At 66.8% G+C, this 15,183-nt stretch carries 16 protein-coding genes; 8 read left to right on the top strand and 8 right to left on the bottom strand.

What is annotated here, in order from left to right:
- The first annotated feature begins 212 nt into the window (after positions 1–212).
- The 4 genes from dnaJ to moeB all read left to right on the top strand — a co-directional run bounded on the left by dnaJ (position 213) and on the right by moeB (position 4,244).
- Positions 213–1,346, top strand: coding sequence for a molecular chaperone DnaJ (dnaJ, locus tag ASG39_RS13455; RefSeq protein WP_062595453.1), 1,134 nt, complete (start codon positions 213–215; stop codon positions 1,344–1,346).
- Positions 1,347–1,500: 154 nt separating this feature from the next.
- On the top strand, positions 1,501–2,235 hold the full coding sequence (locus ASG39_RS13450) for a glutathione S-transferase (RefSeq protein WP_062595452.1): 735 nt from the start codon (positions 1,501–1,503) through the stop codon (positions 2,233–2,235).
- 52 nt (positions 2,236–2,287) lie between these two features.
- A complete protein-coding gene (gene recF, locus ASG39_RS13445; protein WP_062595451.1) occupies positions 2,288–3,412 on the top strand; it encodes a DNA replication/repair protein RecF in 1,125 nt (374 codons plus the stop codon).
- 10 nt (positions 3,413–3,422) lie between these two features.
- The gene (moeB, locus tag ASG39_RS13440) at positions 3,423–4,244 is read left to right on the top strand and encodes a molybdopterin-synthase adenylyltransferase MoeB (RefSeq protein WP_082477225.1); all 822 of its coding nucleotides are present in this window, start codon (positions 3,423–3,425) and stop codon (positions 4,242–4,244) included.
- A gap of 59 nt (positions 4,245–4,303) precedes the next feature.
- Here moeB and ASG39_RS24345 read toward each other — a convergent pair whose 3' ends face one another.
- The 3 genes from ASG39_RS24345 to ASG39_RS13425 all read right to left on the bottom strand — a co-directional run bounded on the left by ASG39_RS24345 (position 4,304) and on the right by ASG39_RS13425 (position 6,004).
- Entirely contained in the window at positions 4,304–4,513 is a 210-nt protein-coding gene (locus ASG39_RS24345; protein ID WP_210168572.1) for a hypothetical protein, read from the bottom strand.
- A gap of 122 nt (positions 4,514–4,635) precedes the next feature.
- Positions 4,636–4,896, bottom strand: coding sequence for a ribbon-helix-helix protein, CopG family (locus ASG39_RS13430; RefSeq protein WP_062595449.1), 261 nt, complete (start codon positions 4,894–4,896; stop codon positions 4,636–4,638).
- Between the two features lie 103 nt (positions 4,897–4,999).
- Positions 5,000–6,004 (bottom strand): D-glycerate dehydrogenase, encoded by a 1,005-nt coding sequence (locus ASG39_RS13425; RefSeq protein ID WP_062595448.1) that lies wholly within the window; start codon positions 6,002–6,004, stop codon positions 5,000–5,002.
- A 251-nt stretch (positions 6,005–6,255) separates the two neighbouring features.
- On the opposite strand from ASG39_RS13425, the gene ASG39_RS13420 reads away from it, so the two are divergent.
- A complete protein-coding gene (locus ASG39_RS13420) occupies positions 6,256–6,783 on the top strand; it encodes an SH3 domain-containing protein (protein WP_062595611.1) in 528 nt (175 codons plus the stop codon).
- A 74-nt stretch (positions 6,784–6,857) separates the two neighbouring features.
- Here ASG39_RS13420 and ASG39_RS13415 read toward each other — a convergent pair whose 3' ends face one another.
- On the bottom strand, positions 6,858–7,850 hold the full coding sequence (locus ASG39_RS13415; protein ID WP_062595610.1) for an adenosine kinase: 993 nt from the start codon (positions 7,848–7,850) through the stop codon (positions 6,858–6,860).
- 274 nt (positions 7,851–8,124) lie between these two features.
- Here ASG39_RS13415 and ASG39_RS13410 point away from each other — a divergent pair, with 274 nt between their 5' ends.
- The gene (locus tag ASG39_RS13410; RefSeq protein ID WP_082477223.1) at positions 8,125–9,372 is read left to right on the top strand and encodes an MFS transporter; all 1,248 of its coding nucleotides are present in this window, start codon (positions 8,125–8,127) and stop codon (positions 9,370–9,372) included.
- A gap of 39 nt (positions 9,373–9,411) precedes the next feature.
- On the opposite strand, the gene nth is transcribed toward ASG39_RS13410, so the two are convergent.
- Positions 9,412–10,209 (bottom strand): endonuclease III, encoded by a 798-nt coding sequence (gene nth, locus ASG39_RS13405; RefSeq protein ID WP_062595447.1) that lies wholly within the window; start codon positions 10,207–10,209, stop codon positions 9,412–9,414.
- Between the two features lie 22 nt (positions 10,210–10,231).
- Here nth and ASG39_RS13400 point away from each other — a divergent pair, with 22 nt between their 5' ends.
- The gene (locus ASG39_RS13400) at positions 10,232–10,732 is read left to right on the top strand and encodes a DUF2244 domain-containing protein (RefSeq protein WP_062595446.1); all 501 of its coding nucleotides are present in this window, start codon (positions 10,232–10,234) and stop codon (positions 10,730–10,732) included.
- A 103-nt stretch (positions 10,733–10,835) separates the two neighbouring features.
- Positions 10,836–11,708: a bifunctional helix-turn-helix domain-containing protein/methylated-DNA--[protein]-cysteine S-methyltransferase gene (locus ASG39_RS13395; RefSeq protein ID WP_062595608.1), complete on the top strand. Its 873-nt coding sequence runs from the start codon at positions 10,836–10,838 to the stop codon at positions 11,706–11,708.
- 27 nt (positions 11,709–11,735) lie between these two features.
- Here the strand turns inward: ASG39_RS13395 and ASG39_RS13390 are convergent, their stop codons facing one another.
- The 3 genes from ASG39_RS13390 to ASG39_RS13380 are packed head-to-tail and all read right to left on the bottom strand — an operon-like array spanning position 11,736 to position 15,114.
- On the bottom strand, positions 11,736–12,371 hold the full coding sequence (locus ASG39_RS13390; protein WP_062595445.1) for a 2,3-bisphosphoglycerate-dependent phosphoglycerate mutase: 636 nt from the start codon (positions 12,369–12,371) through the stop codon (positions 11,736–11,738).
- A gap of 52 nt (positions 12,372–12,423) precedes the next feature.
- Positions 12,424–13,245 carry a 4-hydroxy-tetrahydrodipicolinate reductase gene (dapB, locus tag ASG39_RS13385; protein ID WP_062595444.1) on the bottom strand — a complete coding sequence of 274 codons (822 nt, stop codon included), beginning with the start codon at positions 13,243–13,245 and terminating at the stop codon, positions 12,424–12,426.
- 45 nt (positions 13,246–13,290) lie between these two features.
- Positions 13,291–15,114, bottom strand: coding sequence for an ABC transporter ATP-binding protein (locus ASG39_RS13380; RefSeq protein WP_062595443.1), 1,824 nt, complete (start codon positions 15,112–15,114; stop codon positions 13,291–13,293).
- Positions 15,115–15,183 lie beyond the last annotated feature (69 nt).

The raw sequence follows: 15,183 nt of genomic DNA, 5'->3' as shown, positions 1-15,183 counted from the left end.
TTCGTAGCGCACGATACGGGCTGCGGGCACGGTTCTTGCCTTCATTTCGACGAAAAAGCCGGAACCGGCGCGGATTCGCTATGGTATCGGACGACAGGATTTCCTAAATCCTTGTCAAGGGCATTCGGCGAAACGAAATCTGGCTCAATGAAATCTGGCGACGGCCGACGGCCGGTCCTGTCGCCGCGGTTCAACGGGATACGCGCGACCACATGAAACGTGATCTTTACGAAACACTCGGTGTTGCAAAGACAGCCGACGAGAAGGAGCTGAAAGCGGCCTTCCGCAAGCTGGCGATGAAATACCACCCGGACAAGAATCCGGGCGATGCGGAATCGGAAAAGACCTTCAAGGAAATCAACCAGGCCTATGAGACGCTGAAGGACCCGCAGAAGCGGGCCGCCTACGACCGTTACGGCCACGCGGCCTTCGAGCAGGGCGGCATGGGCGGCGGCGGTGGCGGCGGCATGGGCGGTGGTGCGGCCGGCTTCTCCGACATCTTCGAGGACATTTTCGGCGAGATGATGGGCGGCGGACGCCAGCGCCAGCGCTCGTCCGGCGGCCGCGAGCGCGGCGCCGATCTCCGCTACAACATGGAGATCACGCTGGAGGAGGCCTATGCCGGCAAGACCGCGCAGATCCGGGTTCCCACCTCGATCACCTGCGACGTCTGTTCCGGCTCGGGCGCCAAGCCCGGCACCAAGCCGACGACCTGCGGCACCTGCCAGGGCTCCGGCCGCGTGCGCGCCGCGCAGGGCTTCTTCTCGATCGAGCGGACCTGCCCGACCTGCCAGGGCCGCGGCACGATCATTCCCGATCCCTGCACCAAGTGCCACGGCCAGGGCCGCGTGACGGAAGAGCGGTCGCTCTCGGTCAACATCCCCGCCGGCATCGAGGACGGCACCCGCATCCGCCTGTCGGGCGAAGGCGAGGCCGGCCTGCGTGGCGGTCCCTCGGGCGACCTCTACATCTTCCTGTCGGTCAAGCCGCACGAGTTCTACCAGCGCGACGGCGCAGACCTCTATTGCAGCGTGCCGATCTCGATGACGACGGCAGCGCTCGGCGGCAAGTTCGACGTGCAGACGCTCGACGGCACCAAGTCGCGCGTCACCGTTCCCGAGGGCACGCAGGCCGGCAAGCAGTTCCGCCTGAAGGGCAAGGGCATGCCGGTGCTGCGCTCGACGCAGGTGGGCGACCTCTACATCCAGATCGGCATCGAGACGCCGCAGAAGCTGACCAAGCGCCAGCGCGAGCTGCTCGAGGAGTTCGCCGAGATCTCGTCGAAGGACAACAATCCCGAATCCGCCGGCTTCTTCGCCCGGATGAAGGAATTCTTCGAGGGCTGACTGGCACGGATCGGTATGGACAGGGCCGGGCGCAGGACTGCGTCCGGCCGTCGTCATGATGGAGCTTCGTCATTGCGCTCATCATTGCCCTCATCATTGCCCTCGCCGTTCTCTGCCCCATCTCTTGGAGCCTGAACGCGCAAGGATGCCTGTCATGACCTATGAGCTTTATTACTGGGACGGCCTTCCCGGCCGCGGCGAATTCGTGCGGCTCGCACTCGAACAGGCGGGCGCCGATTACGTGGACATCGCCCGCGGGTCCGACGGCACCGACCGGATGCTGGACATCCTGGAGGAGACCCGCGCGGACGCGCCCTTTGCGCCGCCTTTCCTGAAGCACGGCGACCTGATCCTGTCGCAGACGGCCAATATCCTCTTCTATCTCGGTCCTCGCCTCGGTCTGGCGCCGGACAGCGAAGGCGAGCGCCATCGCCTCAATGGCCTGCAGATGACGATCGCCGACATGGTGGCCGAAGCCCACGACACCCACCACCCGGTCGCGACCGGCCTCTACTACGAGGACCAGAAGCCGGAGGCGAAACGCCGGGCGGCGGATTTCCGGACAGTGCGCATCCCGAAATATCTCGACTATTTCGAGCGCGTGCTGTCGGCCCATCCGGACGGGCCGAAGCACATCATCGGCACGGCGCTGACCTATGGCGACCTGTCGCTCCATCATCTGCTCGAAGGCCTGCACTATGCCTTCCCGCAGGCCATGAGCGCCTTTGGCAACCGCTGGCCGCATCTGGACGCCCTTCGCCGCGATGTCGCGAGCCTGCCGAACATCGCCGCCTATCGCGCCTCCGACCGCCATATCCCTTTCAACGAAAGCTGCATCTTCCGCCACTATCCCGAGCTGGACGGCACCGGGACCGGGCAACAGGGGTGAAAGCGGCCCGCCCGCTTGTCAGCCATCGCGGGAAAGCTTAGAGCCGGACGGCATGCCGCAAAAAGTCTCCCTGTCCCGTCTGAAGCTCGGCGATTTCCGCAATTATGCGGCTCTTTCGCTCGATCTCGACGCGCGCCATGTCGTGCTCACCGGCGAGAACGGCGCCGGCAAGACCAATCTCATGGAAGCCGTCTCCTTCCTGTCGCCGGGGCGCGGCCTGCGACGCGCGGCCTATGCCGATGTTCCGCGCGTGGGTGCAGAGGCCGGTTTTTCGGTCTTCGCCGTCCTCGAGGGCATGCAGGGCGATGTCGAGATCGGCACCGGCACGTTCGGCACCGAGGAGGGCCAGGCGCGTCGTCTGCGCCTCAACGGCACCAATGCCAAGGCGATCGACGAACTGCTCGACCATCTGCGCGTGCTCTGGCTGACGCCGGCCATGGACGGGCTGTTCACCGGCGCCTCCGGCGACCGCCGCCGCTTCCTCGACCGGCTCGTCCTGTCGCTCGACCCCGACCATGGGCGGCGGGCGACCGATTTCGAGCGCGCCATGCGCAGCCGCAACAAATTGCTCTCGGAACCCGGCGCCGATCCCGTCTGGCTGACCGGGCTGGAGCGCCAGCTGGCCGAACTCGGCATCGCCATGGCGCTCGCCCGCAACGAGATGCTCGGCCTGCTCGCCGCCCTCATCGACCGCAGCCCGGATGACGGCACGTTTCCGAAGGCGGATCTGGCGCTGTCCGGCTTTCTCGACGGCGAATGGCACCGCCCGGCCTTCGATCTGGAGGAAGACTATCTGGAGCGGCTGCGGCTCGGCCGCTGGCGCGACGGGGCGGCCGGGCGCACGCTGGAAGGCCCGCACCGCAGCGACCTCCTGATCCGCCACCGGGCGAAGAACATCGAGGCCGAGCGCTGCTCGACCGGCGAGCAGAAGGCGCTGCTCGTCGGCCTCGTGCTGGCGCATGCAAGGCTGGTCGCCGACCTCACGGGCCACGCGCCGGTGCTGCTGCTCGACGAGATCGCCGCGCATCTCGATGCCGGCCGCCGCGCGGCCCTGTTCGACATCGTCGACGATCTCGGCGGACAGGCCTTCATGACCGGCACCGACCGTGCCATGTTCTCGGCGCTCGGCGATCGAGCCCAGTTCCTGACGGTTGCCAACGGCCAGGTTTTCGAGTGAGACTGGCGACATGGCCGAAGCACCGGAAACGCATCTGACACCGCCCCTGGCACCTCCCCTGACATCGCGCTTGTCGCCGCCCCTGTCGCCACAAGAGATCGACCGCTACGCCCGACACATCCTGCTGCCGGAAATCGGTGGGCAGGGGCAGCAGGCGCTGAAGGCGGCGCGCGTTCTGGTGGTCGGCGCAGGCGGGCTCGGGGCGCCGGTCATCCTCTATCTCGCTGCGGCCGGCGTCGGCACGCTCGGCATCGTGGATGACGACGTGGTGTCGCTCTCCAATCTCCAGCGTCAGGTGGTGCATCCGACCGCGGCTGTCGGCACCCCCAAGGTGGACAGCGCGGGGGACACGGTCGCGCGGCTGAACCCGCATGTGACCGTTCGTCCGCTGCCGTTCCGGCTGACGTCCGACACCGTCTCCGAAACGCTCGGCCATTACGACATCGTGGTCGATGGCTCGGACAATTTCGACACGCGCTATCTCGTGGCGGAAGCCGCCGAGACCCTGCGCATCCCGCTCGTCACCGGCGCCGTCGGCCGCTTCGACGGCTCGCTGACCGTGCTTATGCCCTGGACGTCCGACAGGAATTGCCGCCCGGCGCCGCGCTACCGCGATCTCTTCCCGGAGCCGCCGCCGCCCGGCGCCGTGCCCTCCTGCGCCGAAGCCGGCATCGTCGGCGCCCTGACCGGCGTCATCGGCACGCTGCAGGCCATGGAGGTGATCAAGCTGATCACCGGCGCCGGAGACCCCCTCGTCGGCCGCCTGCTGCTCTACGATGCCCTCGCCGCCCGTTTCGATACCATCCGCTACAAGCGCCGCCATGCGGATTAGGGAAGGCGCGCCGTCTTCGCGGCGGGCGATGGGCACCGCGCTACGCTGTTAAAGACGGTTCAAACGGGCTCGTCGATGGCAAGGTCTTGGGGGATGTCGTCCTCGACGTCCGGCACGCGCTGAAGCATCCGGCCGTGCCGAACGGCTATGATGTTCACAACGCCGTCCTCGCGTAGATCGTCAAACAGATAGGCATCAACGACAAGGGTCAGCCCGCCACGGATAGGAAGGCCGTGCGTGACGTTTCCGGCTTCGTCGAACGTCCTCAAGATATCTCGCGCGCGCCGGACCGTTGTCGAGAAACGCTGAGCGGCATGCGCATTGCGGCGACGGAGATAGGCAGCCTCGTTCCTGACGAAATCGGCTGCCTCTCTCGACACCTTGACCTGCGTCATGCCGCGTGGCCGGCGGCGATCCTGTCCACGTCGGCGATGAGATCGTCGATGTCCTCGACGTCACCGGCCGCAATCTGGTCCCGCCCGCGCATTTGCGACAGGACATCCGCGCCTTCGTTGAGAAGATAGGTCTTCAGGGCGCGGACGATGATGTAACTTCTGGACCGGTCCGTCGCCTCCGCGATGGCCTCGATGCTGGCCAGCACATCTAAAGGCACGCGAAGCGTGACGGAGTCCGATGTCTGCGATCTGGCCATGGGCATCTCCTGTCCTGCAAAACGTAAGACAGTGTAAGACATTTCCGTCGCGCGTCAACGGATCGGACGTGCGTCGCAGGCGCAGCCGAACCCGTGTGACGGCTCAGTTGCGGCCGGGCAGCACGCGGTCGGGCGGGCGGTGGCCGTCGAAGAAGGTGCGGATGTTGATGATGACTTTCTCGCCCATGTCCACCCGGCTTTCGAGCGTGGCCGAGCCCATATGCGGCAGCAGCACCACCTTGCCCTCGGAGGCGAGCTTGACGAGCTTCGGGTTGATGGCCGGCTCGTTTTCGTAGACGTCGAGCCCGGCGCCGGCGATGCGGCCTTCGCGCAGGCATTTGATCAGCGCGGTCTCGTCCACGATGCCGCCGCGCGCCGTGTTGACGAGATAGCTCGTCGGCTGCATCAGCTGCAGCCTTCGCGCCGAGAGCAGGTGATAGGTCGCGGGCGTCGAGGGGCAGTTGACCGAGACGAAATCGACGCGGGCGAGCATCTGGTCGAGGCTGTCCCAATAGGTCGCCTCCAGCGACGCTTCGGTCTCCGCGCTGACGCGATGCCGGTTGTGGTAGTGGATGGACAGGCCGAAGGCCTTGGCGCGCCGGGCGACGGCGGTGCCGATCCGGCCCATGCCGACGATGCCGATGCGCTTGCCGGAAATCCGCCGTCCGAGCATCCAGTTCGGCGACCAGCCGGCCCAGTCGTGGCGGCGGTCGGCCAGAATAGCCGCGCCCTCCGTCAGCCGCCGGGGCACGGCGAGAATGAGGGCGAGCGTCATGTCGGCCGTGTCCTCGGTCAGCACGGCCGGCGTGTTCGTCACCGTGATGCCGCGCCGGGCGGCAGCGTCCACGTCGATATTGTCGACGCCGTTCGAAAAGCTCGCGATCAGCTTGAGTTTCGGCCCGGCCTGCTCGATGAGAGCCGCGTCGATCCGGTCGGTGACGGTGGGCACCAGCACGTCTGCCTCAGCCACGGCTGCGGCCAGCTCCTCCTGGCTGCGGGGGCTGTCGTCGATATTGAGGGTCGCGTCGAAGAGTTCGCGCATGCGGGTCTCGACGATGTCGGGCAGCTTGCGGGTGATGTAGACCTTGGGCCTCTGTCTCTGCGTCATCGTCAAATCTCTCCCCGGACCACGCCAGGCGGCGCACCGCGTTGACGGCTTCTTAACCAAGATGATGGATCGTATCCTCAGAGCGTTATCTAGCAGAGACGCACCGGAAGACCAACACAACCAGCCTTTCGATACCGACGGCACAGGCCGGAGGTCGCAAGGCCTGTCGCGACCCGGTTTGAAAAACGGATATTGCCATGCGCCAGTTCCATCTCGGCATGATCGGGCAGCGGGTCGCGAGATGCGGCCTCATGGCCGTCCTGCTTGCCGCCGCCACCGTCGGCTCCCTCGCAGTCCCCGACGTCACCGGGCAAGCCTGGGCGCAGGCGGCCAAGGGCGCAAGCGGCTTGCCGCTGCCGCGCTTCGTCAGCCTGAAATCGAAAAGCGTCAACCTGCGCGTCGGCCCGAGCGTCGATTATGCCGTGTCCTGGCGCTACCTGAAGCCCGGCGTGCCGGTCGAGATCATCCAGGAATACGACAACTGGCGCCGCGTGCGCGATGCCGACGGCACGGAAGGCTGGGTCAACCAGGCGCTGCTGTCGGGGGCCCGCACGGCGCTGGCCGCCCCGTGGATGCGCGGCAAGGGACAGGGCGTGCTCGTCAACATGCGCCGCGAGCCGCAATCGGGCGCCGGCATCGTCGCCCGCATCGAGCCGGGCGTGATGCTGCACATCGGCGAATGCACCGGCGAATGGTGCAAGGCCGAAGCGCAAGGCGCGGAAGGCTGGATCGTCCAGACCGAGATCTGGGGCGCCTATCCCGGCGAAGCCTTCAAGTAGCCTGCAATCGCGCGTGAAACGTGCGGCCATGTCCCGTGAACAGGGGTTCACAGGACATGTCGGCCGGACAGGCGCTACAGCAGGCCCGCCTTGGCCGCGGCATCCTTCAATGAAAGCATCGGGCGGGGGCCGACCTGCTCGATCACGATGCCGGCCGCAAGGCTGCCGAGCTTGCCGCAGATATCGAGCGGCTTGCCCGCCGTGTAGCCGAACAGGAAGCCCGCGGCATAGAGATCGCCGGCACCCGTGGTATCGACGACGCGCGACACCTTGGTCGCCTCGACCTTGATGCGCTCATTGCCGCGCACGATGATGGAGCCTTCCTCGCTCATCGTGACCGCCGCAAGCCGGCAATCGCGCGCGAGCCGCGTCAGCGCCTCGGAGAAATCCTCGGTCTCGTAGAGCGCCAGCGCTTCGGCCCGGTTGGCGAACACGATGTCCACCGTGCCGCTCGTCATCAGCTCCAGGAATTCGGCGCGGTAGCGGTTGACGCAAAAGCTGTCGGACAGGGTCATGGAGACCTCGCGGCCGTTCTCGTGGGCGATGCGCGCGGCGTCGCGGATGGCCTCCTTGGCGCGCGGCGGGTCCCAGAGATAGCCCTCGAAGTAAGTGACGGCGGCACTGGCGACGACATCGGGTTCCACGTCCTCGGGGCCGAGCTCCACGCAGGCGCCGAGATAGGTGTTCATCGAGCGCTCGCCATCCTCGGTGACGAAGATCATCGAGCGCGCGGTCGGCGGAAAGGTGTCGAGCGGCTGCGTGCGGAAGTGGACGCCCTGCGCCTGGATGTCGTGGGTGAAGATCTCGCCGAGCTGGTCGTTGGCGATCTTGCCGAAATAGGCGGCCTTGCCGCCAAGGCTCGCAATGCCGGCCGCCGTGTTGCCGGCGCTGCCGCCGGAGGCTTCGAGCGCCGGGCCCATGCGCGAATACAGCAGCTCGGCGCGCTCGGCGTCGATCAGGTTCATCGCGCTCTTGATGATGCCGTTATCGGTGAGAAACCGCTCTTCGCAGCGTGCGATAATATCGACGATGGCATTGCCGATCGTCAGGACGTCGAATGTGGTCATGAACCCCGCCTGGAAAAACACTGTGGCCGGGCTTCGGTCTTAATCGAATTCTCGCGCTTTGAAAGATCTTTTGGCGCCCGGCGTCGCACAGGGTATCGAGCAGGGGCGCATCGCGCGTGCAAATGCCGCGTTGCGAAGGGTGGGGCAAGCATGCCATATCGGCCGCATCATGCCCCGCCGGATGTCGTTCATTTGTCGCGGGGGCAGGGCTCTCGGGAGAAGAGCCTTTACGACAGGTGCCTTATCGACAGGTGCCGGGGAATGGAGAGCGCTCATGACGGCCATCACGCCGAAGCCGGCCACCGTGTCGAAGACGGGCGGGACGGGAGAGCCGGAGAGACGGGGAGAGCCGGAGGGGAACGGCCTCCCGGGACGCCTGAACCTCGTTCTCGCCGCGGCCTGCGGCCTCATCGTCGCGAACCTCTATTTCGCCCAGCCCCTCGTCGGGCCGATCGGCACTGCGCTCGGGCTCTCGCCGGATACGGCCGGGCTGATCGTCACGCTGACCCAGCTAGGCTATGGCCTCGGTCTCCTGCTGATCGTGCCCCTGGGCGACCTTTTCGAGAACCGTAAGCTCATCCTCGTCATGCTCGGCCTGTCCATTCTCGCGGTGCTGTCGGCCGGCCTGGTGACGCAGGCCGCAGCCTTCCTGGCGACGGCGTTCGCCATCGGCCTCTGCTGCGTCGCGGTGCAGATCATCGTTCCCTATGCGGCACAGATGGTGCCGGCGGCCGAGCGCGGACGCGCGGTCGGCAACGTCATGAGCGGCCTGATGGTCGGCATCATGCTCGCCCGCCCGGTCTCGAGCTTCATCGCCGCCTTCCTGCCCTGGCACATGGTCTTCGTGCTCTCGGCGCTCGCCATGACGGGCCTTGCGCTGTTCCTCGCCCGCGTGCTGCCGCCCCGCGTGCCGGCGCAGCGCCTTGGCTATGGCGCACTGATCGGTTCGCTGCCGAGATTGCTCATGACGCAGGCCGTGCTGCGCCGTCGCGCGGCCTATCAGGCCTGCATGTTCGCGGCCTTCAGCCTGTTCTGGACCGTGACGCCGCTGCTGCTGGCTAGCCCCGCCTTCGGCCTGACCCAGATCGGCATCGCTCTGTTTGCGCTTGCGGGTGCGGCGGGCGCGCTGGCCGCGCCCATCGCCGGGCGGCTGGCCGATCGGGGCGTGAGCTTTGCCGCCACCCGCATCGCGCTCGTCGGCGGCGCCTGCGCCTTCCTCGTCACCCATCTGGCGCCCGAAGGCTCGACGCTGGCGCTCGCCGTGCTGACGCTCGCCGCCATCGGCCTCGATTTTGCGGTGTCCACCACCCTCGTCCTCGGGCAGCGGGCGATCTATGTGCTCGGCGACGAGCATCGCAGCCGGCTGAACGGCCTCTATATGGCGACGTCGTTTCTCGGCGGCGCGGTCGGCTCGGCCGCCGGAGCCTGGCTTTACGCGCATTACGGCTGGTGGGGCGCCTCGCTCCTCGGCTTCGCCCTCCCGGCCGCAGCCCTGCTCTACAGCCTCACCGAACGGCGCTGAGGCTCAGAAGAGCTGCCGGGTGGGGGGGGGGAGGGCATCCTAGAAAACCTGCGGCGGAAGGGCGACCAGCGGGGCGGGGATCGTATTGGTCTTCTCCGCCGCCTTGCAGAGGTCGGCGATGACGCAATGCTCGCATTCGGGACGCCGCGCCTTGCAGGTATAGCGCCCGTGCAGGATCAGCCAGTGATGGGCGTGATAGAGATAATGGTCCGGGATCACCCGGACGAGGTGATCCTCGACCTGGTCCGGCGTCTTGCCCGGTGCCAGCCCGATCCGGTTGGCGATGCGGAAGATATGCGTGTCCACCGCGATCGTCGCCTGGCCGAAAGCCATGGAAAGCACGACATTGGCGGTCTTGCGCCCGACGCCCGGCAGGGTCACCAGTCCCTCCCGGTCGCGCGGCACCTCTCCGCCGAACGCCTCGACCAGCCTGGCGCTGAGCGCGATGACGTTTTTTGCCTTGTTGCGGTAGAGCCCGATGGTGCGGATATGCTCGCGCACGGCATCCTCGCCCAGCGCCAGCATCTTTTCCGGCGTGTCCGCGACGGCAAACAGCCCCTTCGTCGCCTTGTTCACCCCGACATCGGTTGCCTGCGCCGAGAGCGCCACGGCGACCACCAGCGTGAACGGGTTGAGGTAGTTCAGCTCGCCCTTCGGCTCCGGCCGCTGCACGGAAAAGCGGCGGAAGATCTCCTCCACCTCGGCCCGCGTGTAAGCGCTCTTCGGCTTGCGCGCGCCGCGCGACCTGGCCGTCGTCGTCTTGGACGGGAGACTGCGCGGCTTTGCCGCTGGGGCGAGGGCCGCAAGGGCCACGGTTTTCGGTTTCGGGTCTTTCATCTCTTCTCTATACTGGCGGCCCATGAACGATGGCAACGCCGACAACCGCATCGCCGAAACGCCCGTTTTCGCCGCCGAGCTGACGCCCTATCGCTCGCTCGGGCGGAAAGGCCTGCACGTCGTCTTTTTCATCGCGGCGCTGATGAGCCTCGTTCATGTCTTCGTGTTCCTCGTCATCGGCGCCTGGCCGGTCGTGCTGTTCTTCGGGCTCGATTTCGTGCTCCTGTTCGGCGCCTTCTGGCTGAACAACCGTTCGGCCCGCATGCGCGAGGAGGTCAGCATTTCCCGCACCGATGTCGCCGTGCGCAAGTTCACCGCGACCGGGCGCATGACCGAGCACCGGTTCAATCCGTTCTCAACCCGCTTCGACGTCGCCCGCCACGACGAGATCGGTATCGTCTCCATGCAGGTCCGCGATCGCCTGCGCGCAACCGACATCGGCTCCTTCCTCAATCGCGACGACCGCGAAACCTTCGCCACCGCCTTTTCCGGCGCGCTCGCCACGGTGAAGCGGCGGGGCTGAGACATCGCAAATCGGGTGGCGGCGGCAGACCGGACGTGCTGTTCTCCCGCGGACGAGATCGCGCTGCGCGACCGCGCCGATGCCGACGAAGGAGGAGACGACAATGACCATCATGCCGCGTCTGACGAGCGAGATCACGCCCGAGGGCAGCGATTACGAGACGGTCTGCCGCGTGGTGGAACTGCTGACGGGCGACTATCGCGAGCAGCCGGGTCTCGAGGACCTCGCCGCGCGGCTCGGGCAATCGCCGACGCATCTGCAGCGGACGTTTACGCGCTGGGCGGGCCTCACGCCGAAGGCCTTTCTCCAGGCGGTGACGCTCGACCATGCCAAGCGCCTGCTCGGGACCGAAGGCCTGCCGCTGCTGGAGGTGAGCCTGGAGCTCGGCCTGTCCGGTCCGGGGCGGCTGCACGACCTGTTCGTCACGCATGAGGCGATGTCGCCCGGCGAGTGGAAGCTCAAGGGCGGCGGGCTGACCATCCGCTACGGCTTCCACCCTTCGCCCTTCGGCACGGCGCTGATCATGGTGACCGAGCGCGGTCTCGCCGGCCTCGCCTTCAACGATGCGGGGCAGGAGCGGGAGAGTTTTGCAGACATGGCCGGCCGCTGGCCGAACGCCCGCTATGTCGAGGATGCCGAGGCGACGACGCCCTATGCCGCGCGGATCTTCGAGCCCGGGCGCTGGGCGGCGGAGCAGCCGCTGCGGATCGTGCTGATCGGCTCGGATTTCCAGGTGCGGGTGTGGCAGGCCCTGCTCGATATTCCGATGGGCCGGGCGCAGACCTATTCGGCGATCGCCGGGCGCATCGGCCAGCCCAAGGCATCGCGCGCGGTGGGGGCCGCTATCGGCCGCAATCCCATCTCCTTCGTCGTCCCCTGCCACCGGGCCATCGGCAAGAGCGGGGCGCTGACCGGCTATCACTGGGGCCTGACGCGCAAGCGCGCCATGCTCGGCTGGGAAGCGGGGAAGGTCTGATCCATCCCCGCCTCGGCTGAAGTGTTTTTAGTGCGCGCCGGACATGTCGCCCAGAACCTCTTTCGTGGCGACGGTCGAATCGGCGTTGAGCGTGTAGACCATGGGCACGCCGGTCGCGAGGTTGAGCTTCAGGATCTCTTCCTTGGTCAGGCGGTCGAGCACCATCACCAGCGCGCGCAGCGAATTGCCGTGGGCGGCGACGAGAACCGTCTGGCCCTTGAGCACGCGCGGCAGGATCTCGGTGAGGTAATAGGGCCAGACGCGGGCGCCGGTGTCGCGCAGGCTTTCGCCGCCCGGAGGCGGCACGTCGTAGGACCGGCGCCAGATATGCACCTGCTCCTCGCCCCACTTGGCGCGCGCATCGTCCTTGTTGAGGCCGGAGAGGTCGCCATAGTCGCGCTCGTTCAGCGCCTGGTCGCGGATCGTCTCAAGCCCGGGCTGGCCGACGGCGTCGAGGATGATCTTCAGCGTCTTCTGCGCCCGCGTCAGGTCGGAGGTAAAGGCGATATCGTATTTCAGGCCAGTTTCGGCCAGCGCCTTGCCGCCCGTCTCGGCTTCCTCGATCCCGAGCGGGGTCAGGTCGGGGTCCTTCCAGCCGGTAAAGAGGTTCTTCAGGTTCCATTCGCTCTGGCCGTGACGCACCAGGACAAGCGTGCCGCTCATGATCGTTCGTTCCTTGTTGCAGTGTTGACGTCGGGAAAGCGCCGGGACGGTCTCAGACGGTGAGCCCCAGCACGTCCAGCATCGAATAGTAACCGGGGTTGCGCGACCGCGCCCAGAGCGCTGCGGTGACGGCACCGCGCGCAAAGATCGAACGGTCGGTCGCCGAATGCGACAGGGTCACGGTCTCGCCTTCGCCGGCAAGCATGACGGAATGTTCGCCGATGACGGAGCCGCCGCGCAGCGTCGCAAAGCCGATCGTGCCTTCGGCCCGCGGCCCGGTATGGCCGTCGCGCACCCGCACGGACCGGCTATCGAGATCGATGCCGCGGCCGCGGGCCGCCGCCTCGCCGAGAAGCAGCGCCGTGCCCGAGGGCGCGTCCACCTTGTGCTTGTGATGCATTTCCAGGATTTCGAGATCCCATCCGGCCGCAGGCAGGGCCCGGGCGGCCTGTTCCACGAGCACGCCGAGGAGATTGAGGCCGAGGCTCATATTGCCGGACTTGACCACACGCGCATGCCGCGCCGCCGCCTCGAAGCGCGCCTCGTCGGCAGCCGAGCATCCGGTCGTGCCGATCACATGGACGATGCGGGCCTGCGCGGCCAGCCCGGAAAATTCGACGCTGGCGGTCGGTGCCGTGAAATCGAGGACGCCTTCGGCCTCGACGAAGGCGCGGAGCGGATCGTCGGTCACGAGAACGCCGATGGGGCCGAGCCCCGCGATTTCCCCCGCATCCCGCCCGACGAAGGGCGAGCCGGAGCGCTCGACGGCGGCCGACAGGGTGACGCCCGGCATGGCATGGATCGTGCGGATGAGCGTCTGGCCCATGCGGCCCGCCGCGCCCACGACGACGAGGTTCATATCCGCCGGTGTCATTGCGTGGTGGCTGTCATTGTGTGGGGGCTGTCATGGTGTGGGGGTTCATGTCGTCCGATCCGTGCTGTCGACCAGATCATCGATGATGCCGGTCGCTTGGCTGCCCTGCAGGTTGTGAAGGCGAGCGTAAAGCCCGTCCTTGCGATCCGCAAGCTCCGTATGCGTGCCTTCCTCGACCACCAGCCCGTCGCGCATGACGATGATCTTGTCGGCGTTGACGATGGTGGAGAGACGGTGGGCGATCACCACGACGGTCCGCCCGTCCATGGCATGGTCGAGCGCCTTCTGCACCGCGGACTCCGATTCGGTGTCGAGCGAGGAGGTGGCTTCGTCGAGAAGCAGGATGGGCGCGCGCCGGACGAGGGCGCGGGCGATCGAAAGCCGCTGACGCTGACCGCCGGAAAGGGTCACGCCGTTTTCGCCGACCGGCGTGTCGTAGCCCTGCGGCTGGGCCAGGATGAAATCATGCGCATAGGCGAGACGCGCGGCCTCGTAGACCTCCTCGTCCGTCGCCTCCGGCCGGCCATAGCGGATGTTGTCGCCGATCGAGCCTTCGAAGAGATAAGGCTGCTGCGAGACATAGGCGAGCCCGTTGCGCAGCGACAGTTTGGTGATATGGGCGATGTCCTGACCGTCGATCAGGATCTGCCCTTCCGACGGATCGTAGAAGCGCGGAATGAGGCTGATCACGGTGGACTTGCCGGCACCCGACGGGCCGACCAGCGCCGTCGTCTTGCCGCCTTCGGCAACGAAGCTGACCCCCTTGAGGATCTCGTCGCCGGTGCCGTAGGCGAAATGGACGTTGTTGAAGGTGATCGTCGCCGAGGAGACCTGCAGGGCCGTGGCATCGGGCAGGTCGCGCTGGTGCGGCAGGGTGTCGAGCACCTCGTAGATCATCCGCGCATTGACCGCGGCGCGCTCCATCGACACCTGTAGGCGCGCGAGGCGCCGGGCCGGATCATAGGCCATGAGAAGGGCCGTGACGAAGGAGAAGAAAGCGCCGGGCGGCACGTTGTCGTAGATCGAGCGGAAGGCGGCATAGCCGAGGACGCTGGCAATGGCGAAGCCCGCAAAGGTCTCGGTCATCGGCGCGGTGCGCTCGGACAGGCGGGCGATCCGGTTGGCGCGGTTTTCCGCGCGCGCGATGATCGCCTCGACCTTGCTCTTCAGCTGCTCCTCCATGGTGAAGGCCTTGACGATCGTGATCCCCTGGATCGTCTCCTGCATGGCGCCGAGCACGTGGCTGTTGATCTCGACCGATTCGCGCGTTGCATTGCGCAGCCGCCGCGACACGTAGCGAAGGCCGATCAGCAGTGGCGGCGCGATGAGGAAGACGATGATCGTCAGCACCCAGTCCTTGCCGATCATGACGCCGATGAGGGCGATCAGCGTCAGCAGGTCGCGCGCGATCGAGGTGACCGTCATGTTGAGAACGTCGCGGATGCCCGAGACGTTCTGGCTGATCTTGGCGGAGATGCGGGCCGAGCGGGAATCGGTGAAATAGCCGACGCTCAGCGCCATCAGATGGGCATAGAGCCGGCGCTGATAGCTGGCGACGATGTTGTTGCCGATCTTCGACAGGGCGACGGCCTGGCCATAGGTGGCAAAGCCGCGCACCACGAAGGCGACGAAGATGGCGGCGCAGATGATGAGGACCATGTCGGCCCGCTTGTTGGCGAAGGCCTCGTTGACGACGGCTTCCATGATCCAGGCCGTGAACGCGGTCGAGCCGGCAACGAGCGCAAGGCAGGCGATCGCGAACATATAGCCCTTGAGATGGGCCCGTCCGTTTTCCCGCGCGACCCGCTTCAGCACGCTGGTGATCGTGTCGGCGTCCACCGGCGTGTGCTTCTTCTTCTGGTCTTTCAAAAGCTCTTTCCCTGACCGAGCGGTCCTTCGATCGGATGCTTGGCCGCGCTCTATAGTGCCTCGGGAGCC

The organism is Rhizobium sp. Leaf371, assembly GCF_001424045.1.
GTDB lineage: Bacteria > Pseudomonadota > Alphaproteobacteria > Rhizobiales > Rhizobiaceae > Ferranicluibacter.
The sequence above is the reverse complement of the archived record's forward strand: the minus strand, read 5'-3'. Positions and strand labels throughout refer to the sequence as shown.